Origin of the sequence: Massilia sp. UYP32 (assembly GCF_050434365.1) — a bacterium.
Lineage (GTDB): Bacteria > Pseudomonadota > Gammaproteobacteria > Burkholderiales > Burkholderiaceae_D > Telluria > Telluria timonae.
Genome location: NZ_JBNDIK010000021.1, coordinates 1 through 24,602 on the forward strand (window position 1 = coordinate 1; position 24,602 = coordinate 24,602).

Genomic DNA, 24,602 nt, shown 5'->3' on the forward strand with positions numbered 1-24,602 from the left:
GCGCGGTGGGGTGGTGCGGGGCGGGGGGGGGGGGGGGGGGTGTTTGGGGGCGCGGGGGGGGGGGGGGGGCCGCCGCCCGCCCCGGCGCGCCCGCCCCCCCCCCCCGCGCCTCCAGCACGTGCTGCGCCTCGCCGCGATTCTTGAACACCTGCGGCGCCAGCGACCCCACCACCATGCCGATGAAGGCGGCGATCAGCCCCGCCAGCTGGCCCGGGAAGTGCTCGCCCAGCGACGTGACCTGCTCGAAGAACAGGATCCAGGTGAACAGGCCGGCGCCGATCGAGAGCATGGCGCCCTGGGTGGTCGCGCGCTTCCAGTACAGGCCCATCACCAGCGGAATGAAGGCGCCGACCAGCGGCACCTGGTAGGCGCCCGAGACCAGCTCGTAGATCGAGGTGCCTTCCATCGCGATCGCGTACAGCAGCACCAGGGCCGCGAACACCACGATCGAGATGCGCATCGCGAACAGCTGTTCGCGGTCGGTCATGCCCGGACGCAGATTCTTGAGGATGTTCTCCACGAAGCTGGTCGACGGCGCCAGCAGGGTCGCCGACGAAGTGCTCTTGATCGCCGACAGCAGGGCGCCGAAGAACAGGATCTGCATGAACAGCGGCATCTGCGTCATCACGAAGGTCGGCAGCAGGCGCTGGTAGTCGTTCTGGGCCAGGTCGAGCGCGGTGCTGCCCATCACGACCACGGCGGCGGCCACGATGAACATCGGCACGAAGGCGAACACGATGTAGCTGGCGCCGCCGACGATGGCGCCGGTGCGCGCGGTCGGCGCGTCCTTGGCCGACATCACGCGCTGGAACACGTCCTGCTGCGGGATCGAGCCGAACATCATCGTGACCGCGGCGGCGATGAAGAACATCACGTCCTTGAGGCTGGGCTCGGGCAGGAAGCGCCACAGGTCGGCCTGCTGGGCCATCGCCAGCACGTTGCCGGCGCCGCCGGCCAGGTCGGCGGCGAACCAGGCGATCACGCTCATGCCGACCACCAGCACGATCATCTGGATGAAGTCGGTCACGGCCACGGCCAGGAAGCCGCCCACCACCACGTAGATCAGCACCGTCAGGGTGCCGACGATCATGCCCACCGCCGGCGACATGGCGCCGGCGGTCAGCACCGAGAACACCAGGCCCAGCGCCGTGATCTGGGCCGCGACCCAGCCCAGGTAGCTCAGGATGATGGCCACCGAGCAGAACACCTCGATGCCCTTGCCGTAGCGCTGGCGATAGTAGTCGCCGATCGTCAGCAGGTTCAGTTTATACAGGCGGGCGGCGAAGAACACGCCGACCAGGATCAGGCACATGCCGGCCCCGAACGGATCCTCGACCACCGCGTTCAGGCCGCCCTGCACGAACTTGGCCGGGATGCCCATCACGGTCTCGGCGCCGAACCAGGTGGCGAAGGTGGTGGTGATCACCATGATCAGCGGCAGGCTGCGGCCGGCGACGGCGAAGTCGCTGGTGTTCTTGATCCGTGTGCCCGCCCACATGCCCAGGGCAAGCGTACCCAACAAGTAGAGCACGACGAAAGAGATCAGGGTGATATTCATGCTGGTGAGTGCTCCGAAGGCCAGGAATTATTATCGGGCGGAAAATTCGCGATTATAAAGGCAGAACCCGGCGGTAAGTGCAACTTTGCGCCGATTTGCCAGTCGATGTTGCCTGAGAGTAAATTCGATCAGATTGCCATCTCACGCAGCAGCTTCGAGGCTTCGCGGTTGGCGCCGATGCAGGCGCCGTCGCGCATGAAGATCTGCAGCTGCGACTGCTCGTCGGCGCGCATCGATTCGACGAAGTCGAGATTCACGAGCGCCGAGCGGTGCACGCGGATGAAGCGCTGCGGGTCGAGCTGTGTCTCCAGTTCCGAGATGCCGATGCGCACCAGGAAATGCTGGCCGCGCGCCACGATCACCGTGTACTTCGAATCGGCCTTCATGTATTCGATCTCGCCCACCGCGAGAGGGAAGATGCGGCCGCGGTCGCGCACCAGGATGCGGTCCAGCCGCGCCGGGCCGCTCGCCGCGCGCGCCAGCGCGTTCTCCAGGCCGGCGCGATCCTGCTGCGGTTCTGCGCCGTCCAGCAGGCGCGCCACGCTGGCCGCGAAGCGCGCCCTGGTAAACGGCTTGAGCAGGTAGTCGACCGCATGCAGTTCGAAGGCGGTCACCGCGTACTGGTCGTAGGCGGTGGTGAACACGATTTGCGGCAGGTAGTCGAGCCGGCGCAGCACCTCGAGGCCGGTCATTTCGGGCATCTGGATGTCCATGAACACGACATCGGGGCGCAGCTGCCCGATGCGTTCGAGCGCGCTGGCGCCATCGGCGGCTTCGCCCACCAGGCGCAGGGCGGGATGGGCATAGATGGCGTCGCGCAGCACGTCGCGCGCGAGCGGTTCGTCTTCGGCGAAGAATACGGTCTTGGTGTTCATGTGTCAGGTGCAGGGGAGGGTGACCGAGACGGCAAAGCCGGCCCCGGGACGCGAATCGATTTCCAGGGCCGCGCGCCCGGCGTAGTCGAGTTCGAGGCGGCGGCCGATGGTGCGGATGCCCAGGCCGGGCGAAGCGGCGATCGCTTCCTGGGCGGCGCCCGGGCCGTCGTCGCGCACGGTCAGGCGCAGCAGGCCCGCATCGGCGTCGCGCCGGCTCTCGATGCGCAGCAGGCCGGGCCGGGTATAGGGATTGAAGGCATGCTTGATGCTGTTTTCGATGAGCGGCTGCAAGGTCAGGGCGGGCAGCAGAAGGTCGCCGGTGTCGGGATCGAGATCCCAGTGCACCTGCAGCCGCGATCCCAGGCGCAGCTGCTCCAGCTCGAGGTAGTCGCGCGAGAATTGCAGCTCGGCGTCGAGCGTCACGCGGTCGGCGCCGGCGCGTTCGGTATCGAGCACATAGCGCAGCATGTCGGAGAACTGGAACAGCGCCGTCTCGGCGGCGGCCGGGTTGCGCTGGGTGAGGGCGATGATCGAGTGCAGGGTGTTGAAGAGAAAGTGCGGATTGAGCTTGCTGCGCAGCGCGCCGAGTTCGGCGGCAACGAGCAGGGTGCGCGCCTGCTGGGCTGCCAGCGCCTGGCGCTGGGCGGCGGCAGTGGCGCGCATCGTGTGGAACAGGCCGGCCACCACGGTATAGCTCATGACGTTGTACAGGAACGGCCAGACATGCCACTCGATCCCGCGCTCGAGAGGCTCCTGCAGGAGCGTCAGCAGCATGTGCGCGCCGAAGGCGAACGCCAGCGCCGCCGTGAAGTGGATCGCACAGCGCGACCCCAGCCCCACGGCGCGCCGCTCGAACCAGCCGGTGAGCGGCCAGACCAGCGTCAGCACGATTGCCGAAGGGGCGATGCTCGCGAAGGCGTAAAAGATCATCGCCGGGTTGAAGTTTCCGGTCAACAGGGTATCAGTCTGGAGCACCACGGCGATCAACAGGATGTACACCAGCCAGATGGCGATATAGCCGCGCCACATTGGAGTCAGGAGGATGGACTTGATCAGGTTCATCTATTAAGTATCGTCGAGATTGCGTTGCTTGCGCCATGCCATGCGCTCAGTTGCAGGAAATACGGCGCGAGTTGCGGCTTGGATGCGATGACACGCTTGCCTGCATTATTTTGCATGTTCTTGCATGAAACTGCTTGTTTCGGTACAGTGACATATCAAGCAAGCTGGAGCGAATACATGCAATTGCCGGAAGAACGGCGCCAACTGATCGCCGACGCGGTCGAGCGCGAGGGGCGGGTCTCGGCGGCCGAGCTGGCCGTACGCCTGTCGACATCCGAAGACACGATCCGGCGCGACCTGCGCGACCTCGATGCGGCCGGCCTGCTGCGGCGCGTGCACGGCGGCGCGATCCGCCTGCGTCCGGCGGAGAGTTTCGAGCAGCGCGCCGCCAGCGACCTGCCGCGCAAGACGCAGCTGGCGCAGGGCCTGCGCGCATGCATCCGCCCCGGCGACACGGTCCTCATCGACGCCGGCTCGACCCACCTGGCGCTGGCGCGCACGTTGGCAGACGGCTGCTGCGCCGCCATCGTCACCAACAGTCCGCAGATCGCGCTGGCGCTGGGCGGCTTCCAGCGCACCCGCATCGTGCTGCTGGGCGGGACCTATCATCCGAACGAGGGCGCGGTGATCGGCGCCGCCACCCTGGCCGGGGTCCAGCGCCTGCGGCCCGACCTGGCCCTGGTGGGCGTGTGCGCGCTCGACCCCGCGCGCGGCCTGGCGGCCTCGAATCCCGAGGAGGCGGCGCTCAAGGAGGCCATGCTGGCCGCGAGTGCGCGGCGCGCGGTCGCCGTCCTCAACGAACGCTTCGACGACAGCGCGCCTTTCCTGTTCGGCGCGCTGGACCAGATCGACCACCTGGTGCTGGAGGCCGATGCGCCGCCTGCCGCCATCGCCTCGCTGCGCGAACGCCATCCCGCGCTCGACATCAAACTCACCGACAAGGCCCCGGCATGACCCACGTCTCCACCATCGAACGACGCAGCATCGAAGCCGGCCGCTGGGCCATCTCGACCGTCTTCCTGCTCAACGGCGCCGGCATCGGCCTGTGGGCCGCCCACGTGCCGACCGTGCAGGCGCGCATGGGCATCGATACCGGCATGCTCAGCCTGGTGCTGCTGACGATTGCCGGCGGCGCCCTGATGGCGATGCCGCTGATGGGCGGGCTGACCGGGCGCTTCGGCACGCGCCGCATGGTGCTGCTGTCGGGCTTTGCCTTCGCCCTGATGACGGCCGTGATCATGGGCATGCCGAACCTGCCGCTGCTGTTCGTGGCGGCCTTCCTGTTTGGTGTGTCCAACGGGGCGCTGGACGTGGCCATGAACGCCAACGCCAGCGAGGTCGAGACCGCGCGCGGCCTGCCCACCATGTCGTCGTTCCACGGCTTCTTCAGCCTGGGCGGCCTGTTCGGCGCGAGCCTGGGCGGGGTGCTGGTCGGCCAGGGCCTGGGGCATGGCGAAGGCGCGCTGATGGTGGCGCTGGCGACCGCCGTGGCGCTGGCCCTAACGGCGCCGCGCGTGCTGGGCTTCGCCGCGCACGCGAGCGGCAGCCACTTCATGCTGCCGCGCGGCGCCGCCCTCGGCCTGGGCCTGCTGGCGCTGCTGTGTTTCGCGGTCGAAGGCGCGCTGGTCGACTGGAGCGCGCTGCTGCTCGAGGAGCGCACCGGCGCCTCGCCGGCGTCGGCGGCGCTGGGCTACTCGGCGTTCTCGATCGCGATGGCGGCCTGCCGCTTCGCCGGCGACCGCATCATCCTGCGCGTCGGCGCGATGAGGGTGATGGTGATCGGCGGCCTGGCCATGTTCGCCGGCCTGGCGCTGGCGGTCCTCAGCACCAATTTCGTGCTGTCGAGCTGTGGCTTCGCCCTGGTCGGCCTGGGCGCGGCGAACGTGGTGCCGCTGCTGTTCGGCGCCGCCGCGCGCATCCCCGGCATGCATCCCGGCGCGGGCGTGGCGGCGGTGGCCACGCTGGGCTATGGCGGCCTGTTGCTGGCGCCGCCGGTGCTGGGCTGGGTGGCGGTGCACTCGAGCGTGATGGTGGCGCTCGGCGCGCTGTCGCTGTCGGGGATCGTGATCGCGCTGAGCGCGCGAGTGCTCAAGCGCTGATGTACTCGCGCAGCACGGTGTAGACGCCGCCCTGCGATTCGACCAGCGCGTACCTGTCGGCCTGCCAGGCGATCGGCGGACCATCCTGCGGCACGGCGACGCCGCCGGCGCGGCGCGCCATGGTGACGTGCGGCCGATAGCTGCGCTGTTCCGGCTGCAGGCCGAGGCCAACCAGCGCATTCGCCAGCCGCGCGTGCAGGGCCAGCAGTGCGGGTGGCTCTGCGAAGGGTTCGAGCACCGCGATTCCATGCGGCCACAGCACGGGTTTGCCGAGGTCGAGCCGGAACGGCACGAACGGCACTGAAAATCCATCGAGGAGTTCGGGCAAGCGTTCGGAGGGAACGTCGCCCAGGAAGTGCAGGGTGAGGTGCAGCTTGTCGGCATGGACCGGCGTTGCGCCGCGTGGCCACTGCCAGGCATCGCGCCGCTCGCGCAGCTGCCCGCGTATCGTGGCCGAGGGCCACAGGGCCAGGAACAGACGCGATGTCTTTTGCTGGCCCATGATGCTCACCTTAGAAGCAGTGCTCCGGCGCCGGGAAGCTGCCGTCCTTCACGGCCGCCACATAGGCCATGACCGCCGCGTCGATGCTGGTCTGGCCATCCATGAAGTTCCTTACGAAGCGCGCCTTGCGGCCCGGGAACACGCCCAGCAGGTCGTGCATCACCAGCACCTGGCCCGAGCAATCGGGACCGGCGCCGATGCCGATGGTCGGCACCGACAGCAGCTCGGTGACTTCGCGGCCCAAGGCCGCCGGCACCGCCTCGAGCAGCACCACGGCGGCGCCGGCCGCCTGCAGCGCCAGCGCGTCGTTCTTCAGGCGCTCGGCGCCTTCGCCGGTCTTGCCCTGCACCTTGAAGCCGCCCAGCTGGTGCACGAACTGCGGGGTCAGGCCGATGTGGGCGCACACCGGAATGCCGCGCTCGACCAGCAGGCGCACGGTGTCGGCCAGCCAGGCGCCGCCCTCGATCTTGACCATGTGGGCGCCGGCGCGCATCAGCTGCACCGCGCTGTCGTAGGCCTGCTGCGGGTTGCCGTAGCTGCCGAAGGGCATGTCGGCCAGCACCAGCGCGTTCTTGTTGCCGCGCGCGACCGACGCCGTGTGATAGACCATGTCGGCCACCGTCACCGGCAGGGTCGAATCGTGGCCGGCGCACACCATGCCCAGCGAATCGCCGATCAGGAGGATCTCGACGCCGCAACGGTCCATCAGCGAGGCGAAGCTGGCGTCGTAGCAGGTCAGCATCGCGATCTTGTCGCCGGCAGCGCGCTTGGCGAGCAGCGCGGGAACGGTCACGGCCTTCGGCAACGCGGGCACCGGCGCCGGCGCTGGCGCTGGCGCCGTGGCGGCGCCGGTCGTGGCCATATCGTTACCCTGCAAATAAGAGCTCATACAAATCCTTTGGTAAAACTGGAACGTCCAGATCCGCGTAGTGTAATGCGGCGCCCGCGAACCTGCAGGCAAATGGTCATGAACGGAAGATGAAGTAGACGGCGCCGACCAGGCACAGGCCCGCCCAGACGTAGTCCAGCTTGAACGGCTCGTTCATGTAGAACATCGCGAACGGCACGAACACGGTCAGGGTGATCGCCTCCTGCATGATCTTCAGCTGCGCCAGCGAGAACTGGGTGTGGCCGATGCGGTTGGCCGGCACCTGCAGCAGGTATTCGAACAGCGCGATGCCCCAGCTGATCAGGGCCGCCACGTACCAGGCGCGGTGCTGCAGGCCTTTCAGGTGGCCGTACCAGGCGAAGGTCATGAAGACGTTCGACAGGATCAGGAGGCCCGTGGTCTGGGCCCAGACGGGCAGGTTCATGGGTGCGCTTTCCTACGCGAGCTTGGCGATGGTCTGGCCGGCCACCAGCGCCGCGAAATTGCGCGCCGGGCCGTGGCCGGGAATGTCGATGTCGGGGGCGATCTCGAGCAGCGGCTGCAGCACGAAGGCGCGTTCATGCATGCGCGGATGCGGCACCGTCAGGGTCGGGCCGGCGATGACCTCGTCGCCGTACAGCAGCAGGTCGAGGTCGAGCGTGCGCGGCGCGTTGCGGTAGGGCCGCTCGCGGCCATGGGCCTGCTCGATGTCCTGCAGCGCGGCGAGCAGGTCGTGCGCCGCCAGCGTGGTGTCGAGGCAGGCCACGGCATTGATGTAGTCGTCGCCGCCCGAATCGACCGGGGCGGTGCGGTACAGGCTCGAGGTGTGCAGCAGCGTGCTGCCGTCGAGCCGCGCCAGGCGCGCCAGCGCGTCGAGCACGTTCGCCTGCGCGTCGCCCAGGTTGGCGCCGATCCCGACCCAGGCCTTCATTCTTCCGATCCGGCCGCGGCTGCCGGTGCCGCGCCGCCCTCGCCACTGGATTTGCGCGGGCCACGACGCGGCCGACGCTTCTTCGGCGCGCCATTGGTGGCGCCGCCTTCGCGCTCGCGCGTGTTGGCCGCAGCCACCAGGCGCTCGCGGTCGCCGCCTTCGGCCGCATAGAACTCGGTCCACCATTCGCCCACCTCGGCAGGCAGTTCTCCCGACTGGCAGCGCAGCAGCAGGAAGTCGTAGCCGGCGCGGAAGCGCGGGTGTTCCAGCAGCTTGTACGGCGCGCGGCCGGCGCGGCGCTCGAAGCGCGGCTGCATGGCCCAGATGTCGCGCATATCGGTGGCGATGCGGCGCTGCAGGGCCAGGTTCTCGGTTTGCGTCTCGAGCACGGCGTCGGCCGCCAGGTGCAGCGCGGGAATCGGCGCCTCGCCGGCGGCGCGGTAGGCGGTCCATTTTTCGAGCACCTGGTGCCACAGGAGCGAAGCGAACAGGAAGCCGGGCGAGACGCCCTTGCCGGCCTTGACGCGCGAGTCGGTCGAGTCCAGGGCCAGGGTCACGAACTTCATGCCGATCGGCTGCTCCAGCACCACGTCGAGCAGGGGCAGCAGGCCATGGTGCAGGCCGGCCGAGCGCAGTTCCTTGAGGCAGGCCAGGGCGTGGCCCGACAGCAGCAGCTTGAGCATTTCGTCGAACACGCGCGCCGCCGGCACGTTGTCGATCAGCGGGGCCATCACGGGGATCGGCGCGCGCGTGGTCGGCTCGATCGTGAAGCCCAGCTTGGCCGCGAAGCGCACCACGCGCAGCATGCGCACCGGGTCTTCGCGGTAGCGCGCCTCGGGCATGCCGATGATGCGCAGGGTCTTGGCGCGGATGTCCTCGATGCCGCCGTGGTAGTCCAGCACCGATTGGGTGGCCGGATCGTAGTACATGGCGTTGATGGTGAAGTCGCGCCGCGCGGCGTCTTCATGTTGCGGGCCGAAGCTGTTGTCGCGCAGGACGCGGCCGTGTTCGTCCTTGGGCGCGTTGTCGCTGCCGTTGCCGCGGAAGGTGGTCACCTCCAGCAGGTCCTGGCCGAACATCACGTGCACGATCTGGAAACGGCGGCCGATGATGAAGGCGCGCCGGAACAGTTTTTTGACCTGCTCGGGCGTGGCGTCGGTGGCGATGTCGAAGTCCTTGGGCTTCACGCCCAGCAGCAGGTCGCGCACCGCGCCGCCGACGACGAAGGCCTTGAAGCCGGCTTCCTGCAGTGTCTGCGTGACGCGGATCGCGTTGGACGAGACGTTCTTGGGGTCGATGCCGTGTTCGGCCGGGCCGAGGATGGTCGGTTCGGTGGCGTCGCGCTGGTCTTTCACACCCAGGATTTTACGGATGAATTTTTTAATCATTGAATAGTTGGATGGTTGGCCAGCCCTGTTGCTGCGCGTGGCTCGCGAGCGCGGCGCTCGGATTGGTCGCGACCGGATGGGAGACGATGGACAGCAGCGGAATGTCGTTGTGCGAATCGCTGTAGAAATGGCTGCGGCCGAAGCTGCCGAACGGCTGCCCCAGGCGTTCCAGCCAGGCGTGCATGTGCGTGATCTTGCCCGGGCCCGAGGTCGGGGTCCCGGCCAGGCGTCCGGTCAGGTTGCCGGCGGCGTCGCGTTCGGGCATGGCCGCGATATGGTGCTCGACGCCGAAGGCGGCCGCGATCGGCGCCGTGATGTAGTGGTTGGTGGCGGTGATGATCGCCACCAGGTCGCCGGCGTCCTGGTGCTCGCGCACCAGCCTCAATGCCTGCGGCTTGATGGCCGGCTCGATCACTTCGCGCATGTAGCGCGCATGGAGGGATTCAAGCTCCAGGCGGGAAAAGCTCGCCAGGGTGCCGAGCGCGAACTCGAGGTATTCGACCGGGTCGAGCACGCCGGCGTTGTACTGGGCGAAGAAGGCGTCGTTGCGGGCGCGGTAGGCGTCGCCGTCGACCGCGCCGACCCGCGCCAGGAATTCTCCCCATTCGTGGTCCGAATCGAGCGGCAGCAGGGTGTGGTCGAGGTCAAACAGGGCAAGGTTTTTCATTCTTTGGGTTCAAGCGGCAGATTCTCTTGCAACAGCAGGTCGCGCAGCAGGGGCAGCGTGACCGGGCGCTGGGTTTCGAGCGAATACTGGTCCAGCGCGTCCAGCATGGTCGACAGGGAACGCATGTCGCGTTTGAAATGAGACAACAAATAGGGTAACACGCTGGCCGACAAGGTCAAACCGCGCGCCTCGGCGGCGTGCGTCAGCGCTTCGATCTTCTGGTCGTCCGACAGGCCGTGGATCTGGTACACCAGCCCCCAGCCCATGCGGGTGCGCAGGTCTTCGCGCACCCCCAGCACGGCCGGCGGCACCGGACCGGTGCAGACCATGTAGGCGCCGTGCTCGCGGATCTGGTTGAACAGCGCGAAGGCGTCGATCTGGCGTCGCGGGCTGAGGCGGTCGCAATCGTCCAGCAGGTACAGCGTGACCTCGGGCGCGTGCACGAACTGCTCGGCAGGCGCGCTTGCTGCGATGTAGCGCGAGGCCGGGCTGGCTGCCAGCGCCTGCAGCAGGTGGGTCTTGCCGGCGCCGGTATCGCCCCACAGATAAGCGAAGTGCTCGCGCGAGACGCGCTCGGCGAACAGGTGCATCAGGTGCGCCAGTTCGGCATTTTCCCCCACCTGGAAGGTGTCGAGGCTGTGCGCCGGCTCGGCGCCTAAATCGAGCACCAGCTGTTTCATGGCGTTCGTCGGTTCATGCCCGCGGTAAGGGAAAATGGCATGCCAGTAAGGTGATTTCCGCTGCGCTGTTAATCAAATTAGTTCGTCAAACGGTTATGGGGAGAACCGTTTTGCTAAAATAGTGGATTGACCAGTTTTGCCGGTCGCCTCCTATTTTACCGCCTCCGCTGCCAAATACCATGAGCCAACCATCTAATGTTTCTCTCTCTTACCGCGACGCGGGTGTCGATATCGATGCCGGCGACGCCCTGGTCGAAGCGATCAAGCCGCTCGCCAAGCGCACCATGCGCGAAGGCGTGCTGGGCGGGATCGGCGGCTTCGGCGGTCTGTTTGAGATCAGCAAGAAGTTCAAGGAACCGGTCCTGGTCTCGGGCACCGACGGCGTGGGCACCAAGCTCAAGCTGGCGTTCGAGCTGAACCGCCACGACACGGTCGGCATCGACCTGGTCGCCATGAGCGTCAACGACATCCTGGTGCAGGGCGCCGAGCCGCTGTTCTTCCTCGATTACTTTGCGTGCGGCAAGCTGGACGTGGCGACCGCCACCGCCGTGGTCTCGGGCATCGCCAAGGGCTGCGAAGAGTCGGGCTGCGCCCTGCTGGGCGGCGAAACCGCCGAAATGCCGGGCATGTACCCGGACGGCGAATACGACCTGGCCGGCTTCGCCGTCGGCGCGGTCGAGAAATCGCAGATCATCGACGGCAGCAAGATCGTGCCAGGCGACGTGGTGCTGGGCCTGGCCTCGTCGGGCATCCACTCCAATGGTTACTCGCTGGTGCGTAAAATCATCAGCGTCGCCAAGCCCGACCTCGAGGCCGATTTCCACGGCCGCAAGCTGGCCGACGTGCTGATGGCGCCGACCCGCCTCTACGTCAAGCCGCTGCTGGCCCTGATGGCCTCGATGGAAGTGAAGGGCCTGGTGCACATCACCGGCGGCGGCCTGGTCGAGAACATCCCGCGCGTGCTGCAGGATAACCTGACCGCCGTGCTGGACGCGTCGTCGTGGACCATGCCGCCGCTGTTCAAGTGGCTGCAGCAGCATGGCGGCGTGGCGGATGCCGAGATGCACCGCGTGTTCAACTGCGGCATCGGCATGACCGTGATCGTCTCGAAAGAAAACGCGGATGCGGCATTCGCCCAGCTGGAAGCGGCCGGCGAGACCGTCTACCGCATCGGCGAGATCCGCGCCCGCGAAGAAGGCCAGGCGCAGACCGTCGTGCTGTAAGCGGCGGATCTTCGCACGCGAGACGGGCGCCCGGGGCGCCCGTTTTCACATCCGGCCGCTCAGCGCGCCGCGCCGCTGCCGATGTGCTTGTCGAGGAAGGTCTCGACCCGGCCCCAGAAGTCGAGGCGGTTCTTTTCCAGCGACCAGCCATGGCCTTCTTCCGGATACTCGATCCACTCGACGTTCTTGTTGGTGCGCATGACGGCGTTGCGGAACGCGGTGCCGTGGTTGATCGGCACGCGCCGGTCGACCCCGCCATAGGCCAGGATCAATGGCTGGGTGATGCGCGCGGCCTGCTGGATGGGCGAGGTGGCCTTGAACTGGGCCGCGTCCTTGACCGGGTCGCCGATTTTTTCAGGCATGCTGTGTTCCTTGGTGTCGCGCGAGACGTCATCGCTCAGGCTCCAGCCATTGTCGAACAGCAGGCCGATATCGGTCACGCCGACGATATTGATCCCGCACTTGTACAGGTCCGGATCGTTGACCAGGCCCATCAGGGTGGCGTAGCCGCCATAGCTGCCGCCGGCGATGCAGATGCGCTTGGGATCGACGATCCCCTTGTCGATCGCCCAGCGCGCGCCGTCGGCGATATCGTTCTGCATCGCCAGGCCCCATTGCTTGTAGCCGGCGCGCTCATGCTGCGAGCCGAAGCCCTGGCTGCCGCGAAATTCCGGTTCCAGCACCGCATAGCCGCGCGAGGCCAGGAATTGCGACACGGGCGACCAGCCCCAGGAGGCGCCGCGGACGTAGGGGCCGCCATGCACCATGACCACCAGGGGCAGGCCGCTGCGTTGCGCGCCCGGCGGCAGCGTCAGCAGCGCCGGGATGTCCATGCCGTCGCGCGCCTTGTAGCGGAAGAATTGCTGGCGTCCCATCTGCGCCGGCTGCAGGCCGGGGCGCGCTTCGCCGATCTTGTTCAGCGCTTTCGTCCTGGTGTCGTACAGGAAGAAGATGGGGGCGACGACGTCGGAATACGCGGTGACCACGGCCAGCGGCGACGTCGCGTGCCCCGGCACCGAGACCAGGTTGACGGTCGTGGGCAGCAGCTTGTCGACGTCCTGCTGGACCTGTTTCATGGCGGGATCGAACCACTCGTTCGACATCGCGTCGGTCCGGAACAGGACCCCGAGCACCTTGTCGCTGTTGACCACGAGGCCGCCGTCGAAATCGTAGCCGGGGGCGGACAGCAACGGCTGCGGATCGCGCTTGCCGGTGGCAACGTCGAGGGTGTGCAGCGCCTTCAGGCCGGTCTTGCCGCGGGCCACGACGAACAGGGCACCGGTCGGGCCGAAGCCCAGCGGCTCGATGGTGTCGGCGGTTTCCTGGAAAATCGGGGAGCTGGCCAGCGCGCGCCACTCGCCGGTGGCCGGGTCGAGATACTGGATCGTCCTGGTGAGGTCCTTGTGGGTGATCGCCAGGCGCGGCTCCCCCTTGTGGTCGAGCAGCCAGCCAAAGGTATTGCCCGGGCGCGGAACGGTGCTGTACTGGCCGGTGACGGTGTTGACGCGCAGCAGGTCGACGTGACTCATCTCTCCCTTCATGTTGCCGACCGCCGACGCCACATAGGTGTAGTCCGAGCCTTCCCACGGCATATTGCCGGCGATCCGGCTCTGGACCGGCAGCAGCTTGCGCGCCGTGCGCGACCCCTCGTTGGCCGACCTGCCGGTGCGGCTGGCCAGTTCGACGAAGCGTCCGCCGTCGTGGTCCACCGCATACAGGCCGGGCGCGAAACGCTGGTCGCCCGGCCCCACGCCTTTTTCGTGGGTGTCGAAGACCAGGCGCGTGTCGTTGATCCAGTAAAAGCCGTTGACGTCGGCATCGCTGTAGTTGGCGATGATCTTGCCGGCCTTGGTGTCCAGGTCGATCACCATCAGGAAGTCGCGCTGGCCGGGGGCGCTGGCGCGCACGGCCAGGTAGCGTGCCGTGGGCGAGAGCTTGGCGTCGCCGAATGGGGAGTTGCCGAAGAAGGCGGAGAGGGGAGGCGGTGCGGCGGACGTGGTGGCCGGGGCCGGGGCCTGGGCCTGGGCCGCGCCGCACAGCACCAGCGCCGCCAGCGAGGCGGCGCGCAATGCGCGGGTCAATGCAGTCATGGTTTTCCGTCTGAGATCGTTATTGTCGTAGCGGCCGCGGCGAGGCGACCTGCACGAATCACGATATCATCCGGAGCCCGGCCGGAATCTACTCAATTCTCACCTTGAAGTCACTCCGGCGCCCGGATGTAGTCGACCATGCCCTCGCTGCCGCGGCCGGGCGGCGCGGTGAGCAGGCTGACCACCACCACCGTCAGCATCCCGGCCGGCACCCCGAACACGCCGGCCGCCATCGGCAGGATGCCGAACCAGGCATCGCCCAGGTTGCCGCCCAGCGCCGGACTGGCGCGCAGCATGTAGTACAGGCAGACCGCGAACCCGACCAGCATCCCGGCGATCGCCCCCTGGTGGTTGGCGCGCTTCCAGAACACGCCCAGCACCAGCACCGGAAAGAGCGTCGAACCAGCAAGTGAGAACGCCGCCGCGACAAGTGACAGGATGTCGGCCGGCTTTTGCGAGGCCACGTAGGCGGCGATGAAGGCCACCCCCAGCAGCAGCAGCTTGGAAATCGTCACCCGCTTCTGGGTCGAGGCGCCCGGGTTGACCATCTTGTAGTAGACGTCGTGCGACAGCGCGTTGGAGATCGCCAGCAGCAGGCCGTCGGCGGTCGACAGCGCCGCCGCCAGGCCGCCGGCCGCGACCAGGCCCGCGATCACGTAGGGCAGGCCGCCGATCTCGGGCGTGGCCAGCACCAGCACGTCGGCGTCGATCGCGAATTCGGCCAGCTGCACGATGCCGTCGCCGTTGATGTCGGCCACGCTCACCAGGGGATTGGCCTTGTCCACGTTGGCCCAGTACGAGATCCAGGTGGGCAGCGCCGAGAAGTCGCTGCCGACCAGCGAGGTATAGATGTCGTACTTGGCCAGCACCGCCAGCGCCGGAATCGTCAGGTACACCAGCAGGATGAAGAACAGGGTCCAGAACACCGAAACCCGGGTGTCGTTCACCGACGGCGTGGTGTAGGCCCGCATCAGGATGTGGGGTAGCGCCGCGGTGCCGAACATCAGGCAGAACACCACCGCCAAAAAGTTATTGCGGCGCTCGTCCGATTCTTCCTTCGTGGCGCCGGGGAAGGGCTCGGCGTGCGGCTCGGGCGGCCGGGCGCGCGCCAGGTTGGCGTCGCGCCGCTCGCTCCATTGCGAGCGCGCCTCATCCACCGAGTTGGGATAGGTGGCCAGCGCGCGCTCGGCCTGGCGCACCTCGGTCAGCGAGGCGTTGCGCGCGCGCGCCGCCGCCAGCTGGCGCTGGGCGTCCAGCTTGCCGGTCTCCCACGATTCGGGCAGCGCGTCCAGCCGCGCCGCGTATTCATCGGCCCTGCGGCGGAACTCGGCGCGCACCTGTTCTTCGCGCGGGTCGCGCGCCAGTTCGGCTTCGCGCGCGGTCAGCTTGGGCAGCAGCGAGCCATACGCCACCGCGGGGATCGGATTGTCGGCATGCTTGGCCGACAGCCACATGGTCGGAATCAGGAAGGCGACCAGCAGGATGATGTACTGCGCCACCTGGGTCCAGGTGATGGCGCGCATCCCGCCCAGGAACGAGCACACCAGGATGCTCGCCAGGCCCAGGAAGATCCCGACCGAGAAGTCGACGCCGGTGAAGCGCGAGGCGATCAGGCCGACCGCGTAGATCTGCGCCACCACGTAGGTGAACGAGACCAGGATGGTGGCGCCGACCGCCAGCGCGCGCACTGGGGCGCCGCGGCCTCCGCCTTTGTCCCCACTTCCACCGCCGTAGCGCGCCGCCAAAAAGTCGGGCACGGTGTACTGCGCGAACTTGCGCAGGTAGGGCGCGATGAGCAGCGCGACCAGCACGAAGCCGCCGGTCCAGCCCATGATGAAGGCCAGGCCGTCGAAGCCCTGCAGATACAGGCCCCCGGCCAGGCTGATGAAGCTGGCCGCCGAGATCCAGTCGGCGGCGGTGGCCATGCCGTTGAACATGGCCGGCACGCGCCGCCCGGCGACGTAGTATTCGGTGACGCTCGAGGTGCGGCAGATCACGCCGATGATCGCGTACAGGGCGATGGTGGCGAACATGAACAGGTGGCCGATCCACAGGCGCGGCATGCCCTCCTGCTCGAGCAGGGCGACGGCGACCAGGAACAGCGCGAAGCAGCCGGTGTACCACAGGTAGTAGCGCGCCAGCTTGCTGAAATAAGGTGGCTTGCCGCTCATCGTGGCTTATCCCCGGCGCCCGCCGCAGTATTGGCCGCAGCGTCGCGGTCGAGCCGGCGCATGCGCCAGGCATAGAAGCCGATGATGGCCAGCGACACCAGCGAGGCGCCTTGCGCCGCCATGTAGAACGACAGCGGCCAGCCGAACACCTCGAAGCGCGCCAGCTCGCGCGCGAAGAACACGGTGCCGAAGCCGGTCGCCAGCCACAGCGCCAGCAGCAGCAGGGTCATCTTGCGGGTGCGCTCCCAGTGCATGGCGTTGGCGCAGCGGCGCCGCGCCGCGGCGTCATGGTGGGGGTCAAGGGGCGGCGTCGGGTTCATGGAGCGGAGGAGGGAAAGTCAGGCGGAACAGGCTGCCCGGGAAGCGCGCGGAGTGGCTGCGCGGGTTGTTGAAGATGTCGATCTCGGCGCCGTGCTGCTGCGCGATCTCGCGCACGATCGCCAGGCCCAGGCCGCTGCCCTGGGTATTGCTGCCCAGGATGCGGTAGAAGCGCTCGAACACGCGTTCGCGCTCGCTCGGGGCGATGCCGGGGCCGGTGTCCTCGACCTCGAGCAGGGCCGGTCCGCCGGCGCCGTCGCGCCGCACGCGCACCGTGACGCTGCCGCCGGCCGGCGTGTAGCGCAGCGCATTGTCGATCAGGTTCGACAGCAGTTCGCGCAGCATCAGCGGCTGGCCGGCGATGACGACCGGGCCTTCGTCGGCGGTGGGCGGCTCGAAGCCCAGGTCGATCTCGCCCGCGAACGAGGCCTGCACCCAGTCCTGCACCGTCTCGCGGGCCAGGCGCGGCAGGTCGATCTCGGCGAAGGCCAGGCCGGCCTGCGGCTGGTTTTCGGCGCGCGCCAGCGCCAGCAGCTGGTTCACCAGGCGCGTGGCCGATTCCGAACTCTTGGCCAGCTGTTCCAGCGAGCGGTGGATCTCGGCCGGGTCGAGCTGGCGCAGGGCCAGCTCGGACTGCATGCGCATGCCGGCCAGCGGGGTCTTCATCTGGTGCGCGGCGTCGGCGATGAAGCGCTTCTGCATCGCCACCGATTCGCCCAGGCGCTCGAGCATGTCGTTGAACGAGCCGACCAGCGGCGAGATTTCTTCGGGCACCTGGCGCGGATCGATCGGCGACAGGTCGTCCTGGGGCCGCGCCCGGATGCGCTGCTGCAGCTCGGCCAGCGGGGTCAGGCCGCGCGACAGCGCAAACCACACCAGCGCCAGGATCACCGGCAGGATGATGAACTGGGGCAGGATCACGCCCTTGATGATCTCGCCCGCCAGGTGCGCGCGCTTGTCGAGCGTCTCGGCCACCTGCACCAGGGCCAGCGGCGGTTCGAGCGGCGGCTGCGGGGAACGCTCGTGCAATGGGTCGAGGTTGATGTAGGTGTAGGCGACCCGGATCGGCGTGCCGTGGATGCTGTCGTTGCGGAACTCGACCGCGCCGCTGCGCGCATGCTCGTCGTCGGCGTTCATCCGCGGCCGCGGCAGGTCGCGGTCGCCGTCCAGCAGCTCGCCGTCGGGTCCGGCCAGCAGGTAATAGACGCTGTCGACGTCGTCGGCGCGCAGGATGTCGCGGCCGGACGGATGCAGCTGGCCGGCCGCCTTGCCGGCCACGCTGCGGATCTGCTGGCCCAGCACCGTGACCCGGTCTTCGAGCGCGTCGTCGAACGGCTGGTTGGCGATCGACTTGGCGACGAGATAGGTGATGGCGATGCTCATCGGCCACAGCAGCAGCAGCGGGGCCAGCATCCAGTCGAGGATCTCGCCGAACAGCGAATGGCGGATGTTCTCGTCCGGCTCGGGATTCGGCGGGACGTAGGTCGGCTCGGCCGGCGCCGCCGGGGGAGCGGCCGACCCGTGCTCAGGCCAGGGCGTCAAGCCGGCGTCGCGTTCGTTCACCTGTCGGCGACGGTTGCCGTTGCGGTTGCTGCGCTGCGCTCGGCGGAGGCGCTGGCGGCGGCCTCGGAGAATTTCTCGAGGCAGTAGCCCAGGCCGCGCACGGTGGCGATGCGCACGCCGCCGACTTCGATCTTCTTGCGCAGGCGGTGCACGTAGACCTCGATCGCGTTGTTCGAGACTTCCTCGCCCCATTCGCACAAGTGGTCAACCAATTGTTCCTTGGATACCAGACGGCCGGTGCGCGCCAGCAGCACTTCGAGCAGGCCGAGCTCGCGCGCCGAGAGGTCGAGCATCTGGTCATTGATGTAGGCGCTGCGGCCGACCTGGTCGTAGACCAGCGGGCCGTGGCGCACCACGGTCGGGCCGCCGCCGGCGCCGCGGCGGGTGAGGGCGCGCACCCGCGCCTCGAGTTCGGACAGGGCGAACGGCTTGGCCATGTAGTCGTCGGCGCCCAGGTCGAGGCCTTCCACGCGCTGCTCGACGGAATCGGCGGCGGTGAGGATCAGGACCGGCAGCAGCGAGGCGCGGGCGCGCAGGCGGCGCAGCACCTCGAGCCCCGACATCTTCGGCAGGCCGAGGTCGAGGATGAGCAGGTCGAACTCCTGGGTGGAGAGGGCGGTGTCGGCATCCTGGCCGTTCTTGACGTAATCGATGGCGTAGCCGGACTGGCGCAAGGATCGCGTCAGGCCGTCGGCAAGTACGCTATCATCTTCAGCGAGCAGAATTCGCATAATGGCACCTCGGTTATCGCGTTAGACAAACTCAGACCCGTATTGTGTTTGATTTGTCGCAACAATGCGAGCCTGGGTCCATTTCTTGACAAGATGGCCACGTATTAGTGCTTGCAAAAACCACTGGATTTTTATACAGTAGTGGCTCTTGAAGTGCGCGTGCGCGCCCACACCTTGCCTACTCCACGATTGAAAGTACACCATGGACGACAAAAAATCCGCATTGAACGCCTCTGAAAAAGGCAAGGCGCTGGCAGCCGCCCTGGCGCAAATCGAAAAGCAGTTCGGCAAGGGCTCGGTCATGCGCATGGACACCAGCGCACCGGTCGAGGAAGTGCAGACTGTTTCCACCGGCTCGCTGGGCCTCGACATCGCGCTGGGCGTCGGCGGCCTGCCGCGCGGCCGTATCGTCGAGATCTACGGCCCTGAATCGTCGGGTAAAACCACCCTGACCCTGCAGACCATCGCCCAGATGCAAAAACTGGGCGGCACCTGCGCCTTCATCGACGCCGAGCACGCGCTCGACGTGACCTATGCCCAAAAATTGGGCATCAACCTGGGCGACCTGCTGATCTCGCAGCCGGATACCGGCGAACAGGCGCTCGAAATCACCGACGCACTGGTGCGTTCGGGCAGCGTCGACCTGGTGGTCATCGACTCGGTGGCGGCACTGACCCCGCGCGCCGAGATCGAAGGCGACATGGGCGATTCGCTGCCGGGCCTGCAGGCGCGCCTGATGTCGCAAGCACTGCGCAAGCTGACCGGTTCGATCAACCGCACCAACACGCTGGTGATCTTCATTAACCAGATCCGCATGAAGATCGGCGTCATGTTCGGCAGCCCAGAGACGACCACCGGCGGTAACGCACTGAAGTTCTACGCCTCCGTGCGCATGGACATCCGTCGTACCGGTTCGATCAAGTCGGGCGACGAAGTGATCGGTAACGAAACCAAGGTCAAGGTCGTCAAGAACAAGATCGCGCCACCGTTCAAGGAAGCCCACTTCGACATCCTGTACGGAGCAGGCACCTCGCGCGAAGGCGAAATCCTGGACCTGGGCGCCGACAACAAGATCGTCGAGAAATCGGGCTCGTGGTACAGCTATAACGGCGAGCGCATCGGCCAGGGCAAGGACAATGCCCGTCAGTTCCTGGTGGATCGCCCAGCCCTGGCGCGTGAGATCGAAAACAAGGTCCGCGCCGCCCTGGGCGTGCGTGAACTGCCGCCGGTGGCAGCCGGTGGCGACGACAAGCCAAAGCTGCAGGCTGTTGGTGAGTAATCGTCTGGCGAGGGCGGCGCGGCAAGGTAGCGCCGTGGCTGTTCGCGCCATGTTGTCGACGATGGTGTTGCCATGCCAGCACCCGTACTGAGCCTCAAGGCGCGCGCGCTGCGCTATCTGTCGCAGCGCGAGCACAGCCGGTTCGAGTTGCGGCGCAAGCTGGCCAAGTATGCCCAGGAAGACGAAGACGTCGACGCCCTCCTGGATTTCCTTGAAAAGAATAACTGGCTGTCGCAAGAACGTTTTGCCGAGTCCCTGATCAACCGTAAGGCCAGCCGCTACGGCAACAGCCGTGTGGTGGCGGAGCTGCAAAGCCATGGCGTCACCGGCGATGCACTGGTCGAGATCAAGGCTGGGCTGTCCGACAGCGAGACCGCGCGCGCCGTCGAAGTCTGGCAGCGCAAGTTCGGCACCGTCGCCACCGACGCGGCAATGCGGGCCAAGCAGATGCGCTTCCTGTTGCAGCGCGGCTTTTCCCAGCGCGCGGCGCGGGTGGCAATGCAAGGTAGCCCTGCGGACGACGAGTTGTCGTAGGGTGGACGGATTTTCCGTCCACGCGTTCAACTACAATATGCGTCATTACAGCGTGCCTTTGACTAAGATGTACGTCATTACAGCGTGCCTCGAAGGACTTCATGTCCGTGACGCTGATCTGGCGGCCATACCTCTCCAGGCGCCAGCGTGGAGCGCCATCTCCCGATATGCCTAGGGCATATTCCTCAACGGGCGATGGCGCTGCACGCTGGCGCTTTGTTACGCCTGACCGTCCGATCACTGACTGATCCTATCCCAACCACATATCTTTCATTCACGTCGTGAATGGCTTGGCGACTCGCATTAAAGACGGGCGAATAATATAAGCGGCAAACGCGCCGTCATATTCCCCCGAAGTCCCTTCATCTCCTCGTAGTATCCCTTACTAACCTTTCTTTCCCATGCGCCGCTGTGGACGCTGTGCTAAACTTTGCGGGTTTAAGCAGCGCCGCATGAGCGGTTGTTGTCGCAGAAGCTGCGGCAACGTGCACGAAGCACACCGGCTGCATCACTAACCGCCGTCTCGACGGCACTGGTATTTATGCCTTTGTCACCTCCCGTATCGCGCTCGCTCCGGCATACGCGCGCCATCACAGTCGAAGCGTTCGCGCGCGACGATGGCTTGTGGGACCTCGATGCCAGCATCCGCGATGTGAAGACGCGTACTGTCGCGCTTGCTTCCGGCGAACGGCCCGGCGGCACGCCGGTGCACGACCTCAAGCTGCGCGTGACCATTGACCGCGACCTCAACATCGTCGATGCCGAAGCCGCATCCGATGCCGTCCCGTATCCGGGCTATTGCGATACCATCGGCCCTGCCTACAAGAAGTTGATCGGGCTCTCGCTCGTGAACCATTTCCGGTTGCATCTGAAAGACCGCCTATCCGGCGTGCTCGGCTGCACCCATTTGACCGAATTGGCCCAGGTGCTGCCAACCGCAGCCTTGCAAGCCTTTGCTGACGACAATGTCGATGCCCCAGGCGGGCTCGGCGGCTCGTCAACCGACCGTCCATTTGAGCTCGACCGTTGCCACGCCCTGCGCAGCGACGGCCCTGCCGTGGCCAAATACTACCCACGCTGGTCGATCAAGGCCGTCTCGGGTTAGCGTTCGTCGTTTTATTTTTTGTAGTTCAACCGTATTTCTAATTCAGTAATAGAAGAAGGGAAGCCAGCATGAAGATCCATGAGTACCAGGGCAAAGAGATCCTCCGAAAATTCGGGGTGACCGTTCCGCGCGGCATTCCGTGCATGTCGGTGGAAGAGGCTGTCAAGGCAGCTGAAGAACTGGGCGGTCCGGTCTGGGTGGTCAAGGCCCAGATCCACGCTGGTGGCCGTGGCAAGGGCGGTGGCGTCAAGGTCGCCAAGTCGATCGAACAAGTCAAGGAATACGCTGACCAGATCATGGGCATGCAGCTGGTGACCCACCAGACCGGCCCGGAAGGCCAGAAAGTGCGTCGCCTGATGATCGAAGAAGGCGCCGACATCAAGCAGGAACTGTACGTCTCGCTGGTCACCGACCGCGTGACCCAGAAGGTCGTGCTGATGGCGTCGTCGGAAGGCGGCATGGACATCGAAGAAGTCGCGCACAGCAATCCTGAAAAAATCCACAACGTCGTGATCGATCCGGCCGTCGGCCTGACCGACGCCGACGCCGACAGCATCGCCGCCAAGATCGGCGTGCCGGAGGGCTCGATCGCCGACGCACGCGCCAACCTGCAAGGCCTGTACAAAGCCTACTGGGATACCGACGCATCGCTGGCAGAAATCAACCCGCTGATCGTGACCGGCTCGGGCAAGATCATCGCCCTGGACGCGAAATTCAACTTCGACGCCAACGCGCTGTTCCGTCACCCAGAGATCGTCGCCTACCGCGACCTGGACGAAGAAGATCCAGCCGAAGTCGAAGCATCGAAATTCGACCTGGCTTACATCTCGCTGGACGGCAACATCGGCTGCCTGGTGAACGGCGCCGGCCTGGCCATGGCCACCATGGACACCATCAAGCTGTTCGGCGGCGAGCCGGCCAACTTCCTGGACGTGGGCGGTGGCGCCACGGCCGAGAAAGTGACCGAAGCCTTCAAGATCATGCTGAAGAACCCGGAACTGAAGGCCATCCTGGTCAACATCTTCGGCGGCATCATGCGTTGCGACGTCATCGCCGAAGGCGTGATCACCGCATCGAAAGCCGTGTCGCTGCAAGTGCCGCTGGTCGTGCGCATGAAGGGCACCAACGAAGACCTGGGCAAGAAGATGCTGGCTGACTCGGGTCTGCCAATCATCGCCGCAGACACGATGGAAGACGCAGCGAAGTCGGTCGTCGCCGCCGCCGCTGGTAAAGCCTAATTCGCTAAGGAAATAAAAATGTCGATTCTGATCAACAAAGACACCAAAGTCATCACCCAGGGCATCACCGGCAAGACCGGCCAATTCCACACCCGTATGTGCCGCGACTACGCGAACGGCAAGGAAGCCTTCGTCGCAGGCGTGAACCCGAAGAAAGCCGGTGAAGATTTCGAAGGCATTCCAATCTACGCATCGGTCAAGGAAGCCAAGTCGGAAACCGGCGCCACCGTGTCGGTCATCTACGTCCCACCGGCAGGCGCAGCCGCCGCCATCTGGGAAGCCGTTGAAGCCGAGCTGGACCTGGCAATCTGCATCACCGAAGGCATCCCTGTCCGCGACATGATGGAAATCAAGGATCGCATGGCGAAAGCCGGTTCCAAGACCCTGCTGCTGGGCCCGAACTGCCCAGGCCTGATCACCCCTGACGAAATCAAGATCGGCATCATGCCGGGCCACATCCACAAGAAGGGCCGTATCGGCGTCGTGTCGCGTTCGGGCACCCTGACCTATGAAGCAGTCGGCCAGCTGACCGCGCTGGGCCTGGGCCAATCGTCGGCAGTCGGCATCGGCGGTGACCCGATCAACGGCCTGAAGCACATCGACGTGATGCGCATGTTCAACGACGATCCTGACACCGACGCGGTCATCATGATCGGCGAAATCGGCGGTCCTGACGAAGCGAACGCCGCTCACTGGATCAAGGACAACATGAAGAAGCCAGTGGTTGGCTTCATCGCTGGCGTGACCGCGCCTCCGGGCAAGCGCATGGGCCACGCCGGCGCGCTGATCTCGGGCGGCGCCGACACCGCGCAAGCCAAGCTGGAAATCATGGAAGCCTGCGGCATCAAGGTCACCAAGAACCCGTCGGAAATGGCGCGTCTGCTGAAGGCGATGCTGTAATTCTGACGATCTCTTTATCGACAGCTAAGACGGGGAGCTTCGGCTCCCCGTTTGTATTTGCGGGTCCATTTTTCGTCGCCAATCTCCGTCGTCTGACAAAAATTGCTGTATGGCACTGACAAATTTTGTCACCCGAAGCGCCAATTTTTGTCGTAGCACACGATTTCGTTATGTCGGGATTAATAAAATCGACCGTTTTCTGCTGTTTTCGGGCTGGCACAGCGCTTGCATATAGGAAAGCGTAGCAGCTGAGCAGTACAAGACATGTAGTCCTTATTTTTGAAATACTACCCTGGAGAGAAAAATGAACTTCAAGCAAATGCAAACCAAGAAGGCCGAAGGCGGCTTCACCCTGATTGAACTGATGATCGTTGTTGCCATCATCGGCATCCTGGCAGCTGTCGCCATCCCTGCTTACCAGAACTATGTCGCCAAGTCGAAGTTCAGCGCTGCACTGGCTGAAGTTTCTGCTGGTAAGACTGGCCTCGACGTCGCCCTGAACATGGACTCGAACTTGGCTGCAGATGCAGCGCTGGCCGCCAGCGGTTTGAAGGCTGAGACCTCGAACTGCGACATCAGTTTCGTGGGCGCTCCTACCACCACTGGCGCGATCGACTTGGTCTGCACCATCAACAGCGGCCCAAGCTCGGTGAACGGCGAAACCGTGACCCAGAAGCGTGATGCAGATGGCGCCTGGACCTGCGAAACCAGTATTGATGAAGAGTTGACCGGCAAAGCTTGCGAGACTGTTACCGCCCCGTAATTCATGTAATTAGCTAGCCTGTAACAAAAGGCCGCCTTTTGGCGGCTTTTTGCTATC

Annotated in this window: 24 protein-coding genes; 9 read left to right on the top strand and 15 right to left on the bottom strand. The window is 65.9% G+C overall.

Features of this window, described 5'->3' with window-relative positions; genetic code table 11:
- From ABIB42_RS17035 to ABIB42_RS17045, 3 genes are all read right to left on the bottom strand, one after another.
- The coding region (locus tag ABIB42_RS17035) for a sodium:solute symporter family protein (RefSeq protein ID WP_429248687.1) at positions 1 to 1,558 on the bottom strand (1,558 nt) is incomplete at its 3' end.
- A 128-nt stretch (positions 1,559 to 1,686) separates the two neighbouring features.
- Positions 1,687 to 2,433, bottom strand: coding sequence for a LytR/AlgR family response regulator transcription factor (locus tag ABIB42_RS17040; RefSeq protein WP_071361233.1), 747 nt, complete (start codon positions 2,431 to 2,433; stop codon positions 1,687 to 1,689).
- Between the two features lie 3 nt (positions 2,434 to 2,436).
- Positions 2,437 to 3,495 carry a sensor histidine kinase gene (locus ABIB42_RS17045; RefSeq protein WP_429248688.1) on the bottom strand — a complete coding sequence of 353 codons (1,059 nt, stop codon included), beginning with the start codon at positions 3,493 to 3,495 and terminating at the stop codon, positions 2,437 to 2,439.
- A 177-nt stretch (positions 3,496 to 3,672) separates the two neighbouring features.
- On the opposite strand from ABIB42_RS17045, the gene ABIB42_RS17050 reads away from it, so the two are divergent.
- On the top strand, positions 3,673 to 4,449 hold the full coding sequence (locus ABIB42_RS17050; protein ID WP_429248689.1) for a DeoR/GlpR family DNA-binding transcription regulator: 777 nt from the start codon (positions 3,673 to 3,675) through the stop codon (positions 4,447 to 4,449).
- Positions 4,446 to 5,594: an MFS transporter gene (locus ABIB42_RS17055; protein WP_429248690.1), complete on the top strand. Its 1,149-nt coding sequence runs from the start codon at positions 4,446 to 4,448 to the stop codon at positions 5,592 to 5,594. The genes ABIB42_RS17050 and ABIB42_RS17055 overlap by 4 nt, the downstream gene beginning before the upstream one ends.
- On the opposite strand, the gene thpR is transcribed toward ABIB42_RS17055, so the two are convergent.
- The 7 genes from thpR to hda form a co-directional block, all read right to left on the bottom strand.
- Positions 5,584 to 6,096 carry an RNA 2',3'-cyclic phosphodiesterase gene (thpR, locus tag ABIB42_RS17060; protein WP_429248691.1) on the bottom strand — a complete coding sequence of 171 codons (513 nt, stop codon included), beginning with the start codon at positions 6,094 to 6,096 and terminating at the stop codon, positions 5,584 to 5,586. The two genes, ABIB42_RS17055 and thpR, sit on opposite strands and share 11 nt — an antisense overlap.
- A gap of 10 nt (positions 6,097 to 6,106) precedes the next feature.
- Positions 6,107 to 6,985 carry a 3-methyl-2-oxobutanoate hydroxymethyltransferase gene (panB, locus tag ABIB42_RS17065; protein ID WP_429248692.1) on the bottom strand — a complete coding sequence of 293 codons (879 nt, stop codon included), beginning with the start codon at positions 6,983 to 6,985 and terminating at the stop codon, positions 6,107 to 6,109.
- A 76-nt stretch (positions 6,986 to 7,061) separates the two neighbouring features.
- Positions 7,062 to 7,409 (bottom strand): DMT family protein, encoded by a 348-nt coding sequence (locus tag ABIB42_RS17070; RefSeq protein WP_005664942.1) that lies wholly within the window; start codon positions 7,407 to 7,409, stop codon positions 7,062 to 7,064.
- 12 nt (positions 7,410 to 7,421) lie between these two features.
- The gene (gene folK / locus ABIB42_RS17075) at positions 7,422 to 7,895 is read right to left on the bottom strand and encodes a 2-amino-4-hydroxy-6-hydroxymethyldihydropteridine diphosphokinase (RefSeq protein ID WP_312486169.1); all 474 of its coding nucleotides are present in this window, start codon (positions 7,893 to 7,895) and stop codon (positions 7,422 to 7,424) included.
- Positions 7,892 to 9,283 carry a polynucleotide adenylyltransferase PcnB gene (pcnB, locus tag ABIB42_RS17080; protein ID WP_005664946.1) on the bottom strand — a complete coding sequence of 464 codons (1,392 nt, stop codon included), beginning with the start codon at positions 9,281 to 9,283 and terminating at the stop codon, positions 7,892 to 7,894. Before pcnB ends, folK begins: the two co-directional genes overlap by 4 nt.
- Positions 9,276 to 9,950, bottom strand: a complete 675-nt coding sequence (locus ABIB42_RS17085) for an HAD family hydrolase (protein WP_071361238.1) — start codon at positions 9,948 to 9,950, stop codon at positions 9,276 to 9,278. Before ABIB42_RS17085 ends, pcnB begins: the two co-directional genes overlap by 8 nt.
- Positions 9,947 to 10,630 carry a DnaA regulatory inactivator Hda gene (gene hda / locus ABIB42_RS17090; RefSeq protein WP_005664949.1) on the bottom strand — a complete coding sequence of 228 codons (684 nt, stop codon included), beginning with the start codon at positions 10,628 to 10,630 and terminating at the stop codon, positions 9,947 to 9,949. The genes ABIB42_RS17085 and hda overlap by 4 nt, the downstream gene beginning before the upstream one ends.
- Positions 10,631 to 10,809: 179 nt before the next feature.
- Here hda and purM point away from each other — a divergent pair, with 179 nt between their 5' ends.
- Positions 10,810 to 11,853, top strand: a complete 1,044-nt coding sequence (gene purM, locus ABIB42_RS17095) for a phosphoribosylformylglycinamidine cyclo-ligase (RefSeq protein ID WP_005664950.1) — start codon at positions 10,810 to 10,812, stop codon at positions 11,851 to 11,853.
- A 59-nt stretch (positions 11,854 to 11,912) separates the two neighbouring features.
- Here purM and ABIB42_RS17100 read toward each other — a convergent pair whose 3' ends face one another.
- The 5 genes from ABIB42_RS17100 to ABIB42_RS17120 form a co-directional block, all read right to left on the bottom strand.
- The gene (locus ABIB42_RS17100) at positions 11,913 to 13,943 is read right to left on the bottom strand and encodes an alpha/beta fold hydrolase (RefSeq protein ID WP_429248693.1); all 2,031 of its coding nucleotides are present in this window, start codon (positions 13,941 to 13,943) and stop codon (positions 11,913 to 11,915) included.
- 110 nt (positions 13,944 to 14,053) lie between these two features.
- Entirely contained in the window at positions 14,054 to 16,114 is a 2,061-nt protein-coding gene (locus ABIB42_RS17105; RefSeq protein ID WP_219861502.1) for a sodium:solute symporter family protein, read from the bottom strand.
- Positions 16,111 to 16,434, bottom strand: a complete 324-nt coding sequence (locus ABIB42_RS17110; protein ID WP_312164329.1) for a DUF4212 domain-containing protein — start codon at positions 16,432 to 16,434, stop codon at positions 16,111 to 16,113. Before ABIB42_RS17110 ends, ABIB42_RS17105 begins: the two co-directional genes overlap by 4 nt.
- The gene (locus ABIB42_RS17115) at positions 16,412 to 17,995 is read right to left on the bottom strand and encodes a sensor histidine kinase (RefSeq protein ID WP_184236630.1); all 1,584 of its coding nucleotides are present in this window, start codon (positions 17,993 to 17,995) and stop codon (positions 16,412 to 16,414) included. The genes ABIB42_RS17110 and ABIB42_RS17115 overlap by 23 nt, the downstream gene beginning before the upstream one ends.
- On the bottom strand, positions 17,992 to 18,726 hold the full coding sequence (locus ABIB42_RS17120) for a response regulator transcription factor (protein WP_005664960.1): 735 nt from the start codon (positions 18,724 to 18,726) through the stop codon (positions 17,992 to 17,994). The genes ABIB42_RS17115 and ABIB42_RS17120 overlap by 4 nt, the downstream gene beginning before the upstream one ends.
- A 202-nt stretch (positions 18,727 to 18,928) precedes the next feature.
- Here ABIB42_RS17120 and recA point away from each other — a divergent pair, with 202 nt between their 5' ends.
- The 6 genes from recA to ABIB42_RS17150 all read left to right on the top strand — a co-directional run bounded on the left by recA (position 18,929) and on the right by ABIB42_RS17150 (position 24,545).
- The gene (recA, locus tag ABIB42_RS17125) at positions 18,929 to 20,005 is read left to right on the top strand and encodes a recombinase RecA (protein ID WP_005664962.1); all 1,077 of its coding nucleotides are present in this window, start codon (positions 18,929 to 18,931) and stop codon (positions 20,003 to 20,005) included.
- 72 nt (positions 20,006 to 20,077) lie between these two features.
- Positions 20,078 to 20,539, top strand: coding sequence for a recombination regulator RecX (recX, locus tag ABIB42_RS17130; protein WP_005664963.1), 462 nt, complete (start codon positions 20,078 to 20,080; stop codon positions 20,537 to 20,539).
- A 541-nt stretch (positions 20,540 to 21,080) separates the two neighbouring features.
- Entirely contained in the window at positions 21,081 to 21,644 is a 564-nt protein-coding gene (locus tag ABIB42_RS17135) for a DUF2889 domain-containing protein (RefSeq protein ID WP_005664964.1), read from the top strand.
- A gap of 68 nt (positions 21,645 to 21,712) precedes the next feature.
- On the top strand, positions 21,713 to 22,882 hold the full coding sequence (gene sucC, locus ABIB42_RS17140) for an ADP-forming succinate--CoA ligase subunit beta (RefSeq protein ID WP_219861500.1): 1,170 nt from the start codon (positions 21,713 to 21,715) through the stop codon (positions 22,880 to 22,882).
- An 18-nt stretch (positions 22,883 to 22,900) separates the two neighbouring features.
- Entirely contained in the window at positions 22,901 to 23,782 is an 882-nt protein-coding gene (gene sucD, locus ABIB42_RS17145) for a succinate--CoA ligase subunit alpha (protein WP_005664967.1), read from the top strand.
- Between the two features lie 304 nt (positions 23,783 to 24,086).
- Positions 24,087 to 24,545, top strand: a complete 459-nt coding sequence (locus tag ABIB42_RS17150; RefSeq protein ID WP_005664969.1) for a pilin — start codon at positions 24,087 to 24,089, stop codon at positions 24,543 to 24,545.
- Positions 24,546 to 24,602: the final 57 nt, after the last annotated feature.

Bases quoted from the DNA above. Each gene is read 5' to 3' on its own strand.
- recA (WP_005664962.1), top strand. From the start codon at position 18,929: ATGGACGACAAAAAATCCGCATTGAACGCCTCTGAAAAAGGCAAGGCG.
- sucD (WP_005664967.1), top strand. From the start codon at position 22,901: ATGTCGATTCTGATCAACAAAGACACCAAAGTCATCACCCAGGGCATC.
- sucC (WP_219861500.1), top strand. From the start codon at position 21,713: ATGAAGATCCATGAGTACCAGGGCAAAGAGATCCTCCGAAAATTCGGG.
- ABIB42_RS17055 (WP_429248690.1), top strand. From the start codon at position 4,446: ATGACCCACGTCTCCACCATCGAACGACGCAGCATCGAAGCCGGCCGC.
- recX (WP_005664963.1), top strand. From the start codon at position 20,078: ATGCCAGCACCCGTACTGAGCCTCAAGGCGCGCGCGCTGCGCTATCTG.
- ABIB42_RS17070 (WP_005664942.1), bottom strand. From the start codon at position 7,409: ATGAACCTGCCCGTCTGGGCCCAGACCACGGGCCTCCTGATCCTGTCG.
- ABIB42_RS17120 (WP_005664960.1), bottom strand. From the start codon at position 18,726: ATGCGAATTCTGCTCGCTGAAGATGATAGCGTACTTGCCGACGGCCTG.
- ABIB42_RS17045 (WP_429248688.1), bottom strand. From the start codon at position 3,495: ATGAACCTGATCAAGTCCATCCTCCTGACTCCAATGTGGCGCGGCTAT.
- ABIB42_RS17100 (WP_429248693.1), bottom strand. From the start codon at position 13,943: ATGACTGCATTGACCCGCGCATTGCGCGCCGCCTCGCTGGCGGCGCTG.
- ABIB42_RS17040 (WP_071361233.1), bottom strand. From the start codon at position 2,433: ATGAACACCAAGACCGTATTCTTCGCCGAAGACGAACCGCTCGCGCGC.
- folK (WP_312486169.1), bottom strand. From the start codon at position 7,895: ATGAAGGCCTGGGTCGGGATCGGCGCCAACCTGGGCGACGCGCAGGCG.
- ABIB42_RS17105 (WP_219861502.1), bottom strand. From the start codon at position 16,114: ATGAGCGGCAAGCCACCTTATTTCAGCAAGCTGGCGCGCTACTACCTG.
- ABIB42_RS17110 (WP_312164329.1), bottom strand. From the start codon at position 16,434: ATGAACCCGACGCCGCCCCTTGACCCCCACCATGACGCCGCGGCGCGG.
- thpR (WP_429248691.1), bottom strand. From the start codon at position 6,096: ATGGGCCAGCAAAAGACATCGCGTCTGTTCCTGGCCCTGTGGCCCTCG.
- ABIB42_RS17135 (WP_005664964.1), top strand. From the start codon at position 21,081: ATGCCTTTGTCACCTCCCGTATCGCGCTCGCTCCGGCATACGCGCGCC.
- ABIB42_RS17085 (WP_071361238.1), bottom strand. From the start codon at position 9,950: ATGAAAAACCTTGCCCTGTTTGACCTCGACCACACCCTGCTGCCGCTC.
- hda (WP_005664949.1), bottom strand. From the start codon at position 10,630: ATGAAACAGCTGGTGCTCGATTTAGGCGCCGAGCCGGCGCACAGCCTC.
- panB (WP_429248692.1), bottom strand. From the start codon at position 6,985: ATGAGCTCTTATTTGCAGGGTAACGATATGGCCACGACCGGCGCCGCC.
- purM (WP_005664950.1), top strand. From the start codon at position 10,810: ATGAGCCAACCATCTAATGTTTCTCTCTCTTACCGCGACGCGGGTGTC.
- pcnB (WP_005664946.1), bottom strand. From the start codon at position 9,283: ATGATTAAAAAATTCATCCGTAAAATCCTGGGTGTGAAAGACCAGCGC.
- ABIB42_RS17150 (WP_005664969.1), top strand. From the start codon at position 24,087: ATGAACTTCAAGCAAATGCAAACCAAGAAGGCCGAAGGCGGCTTCACC.
- ABIB42_RS17050 (WP_429248689.1), top strand. From the start codon at position 3,673: ATGCAATTGCCGGAAGAACGGCGCCAACTGATCGCCGACGCGGTCGAG.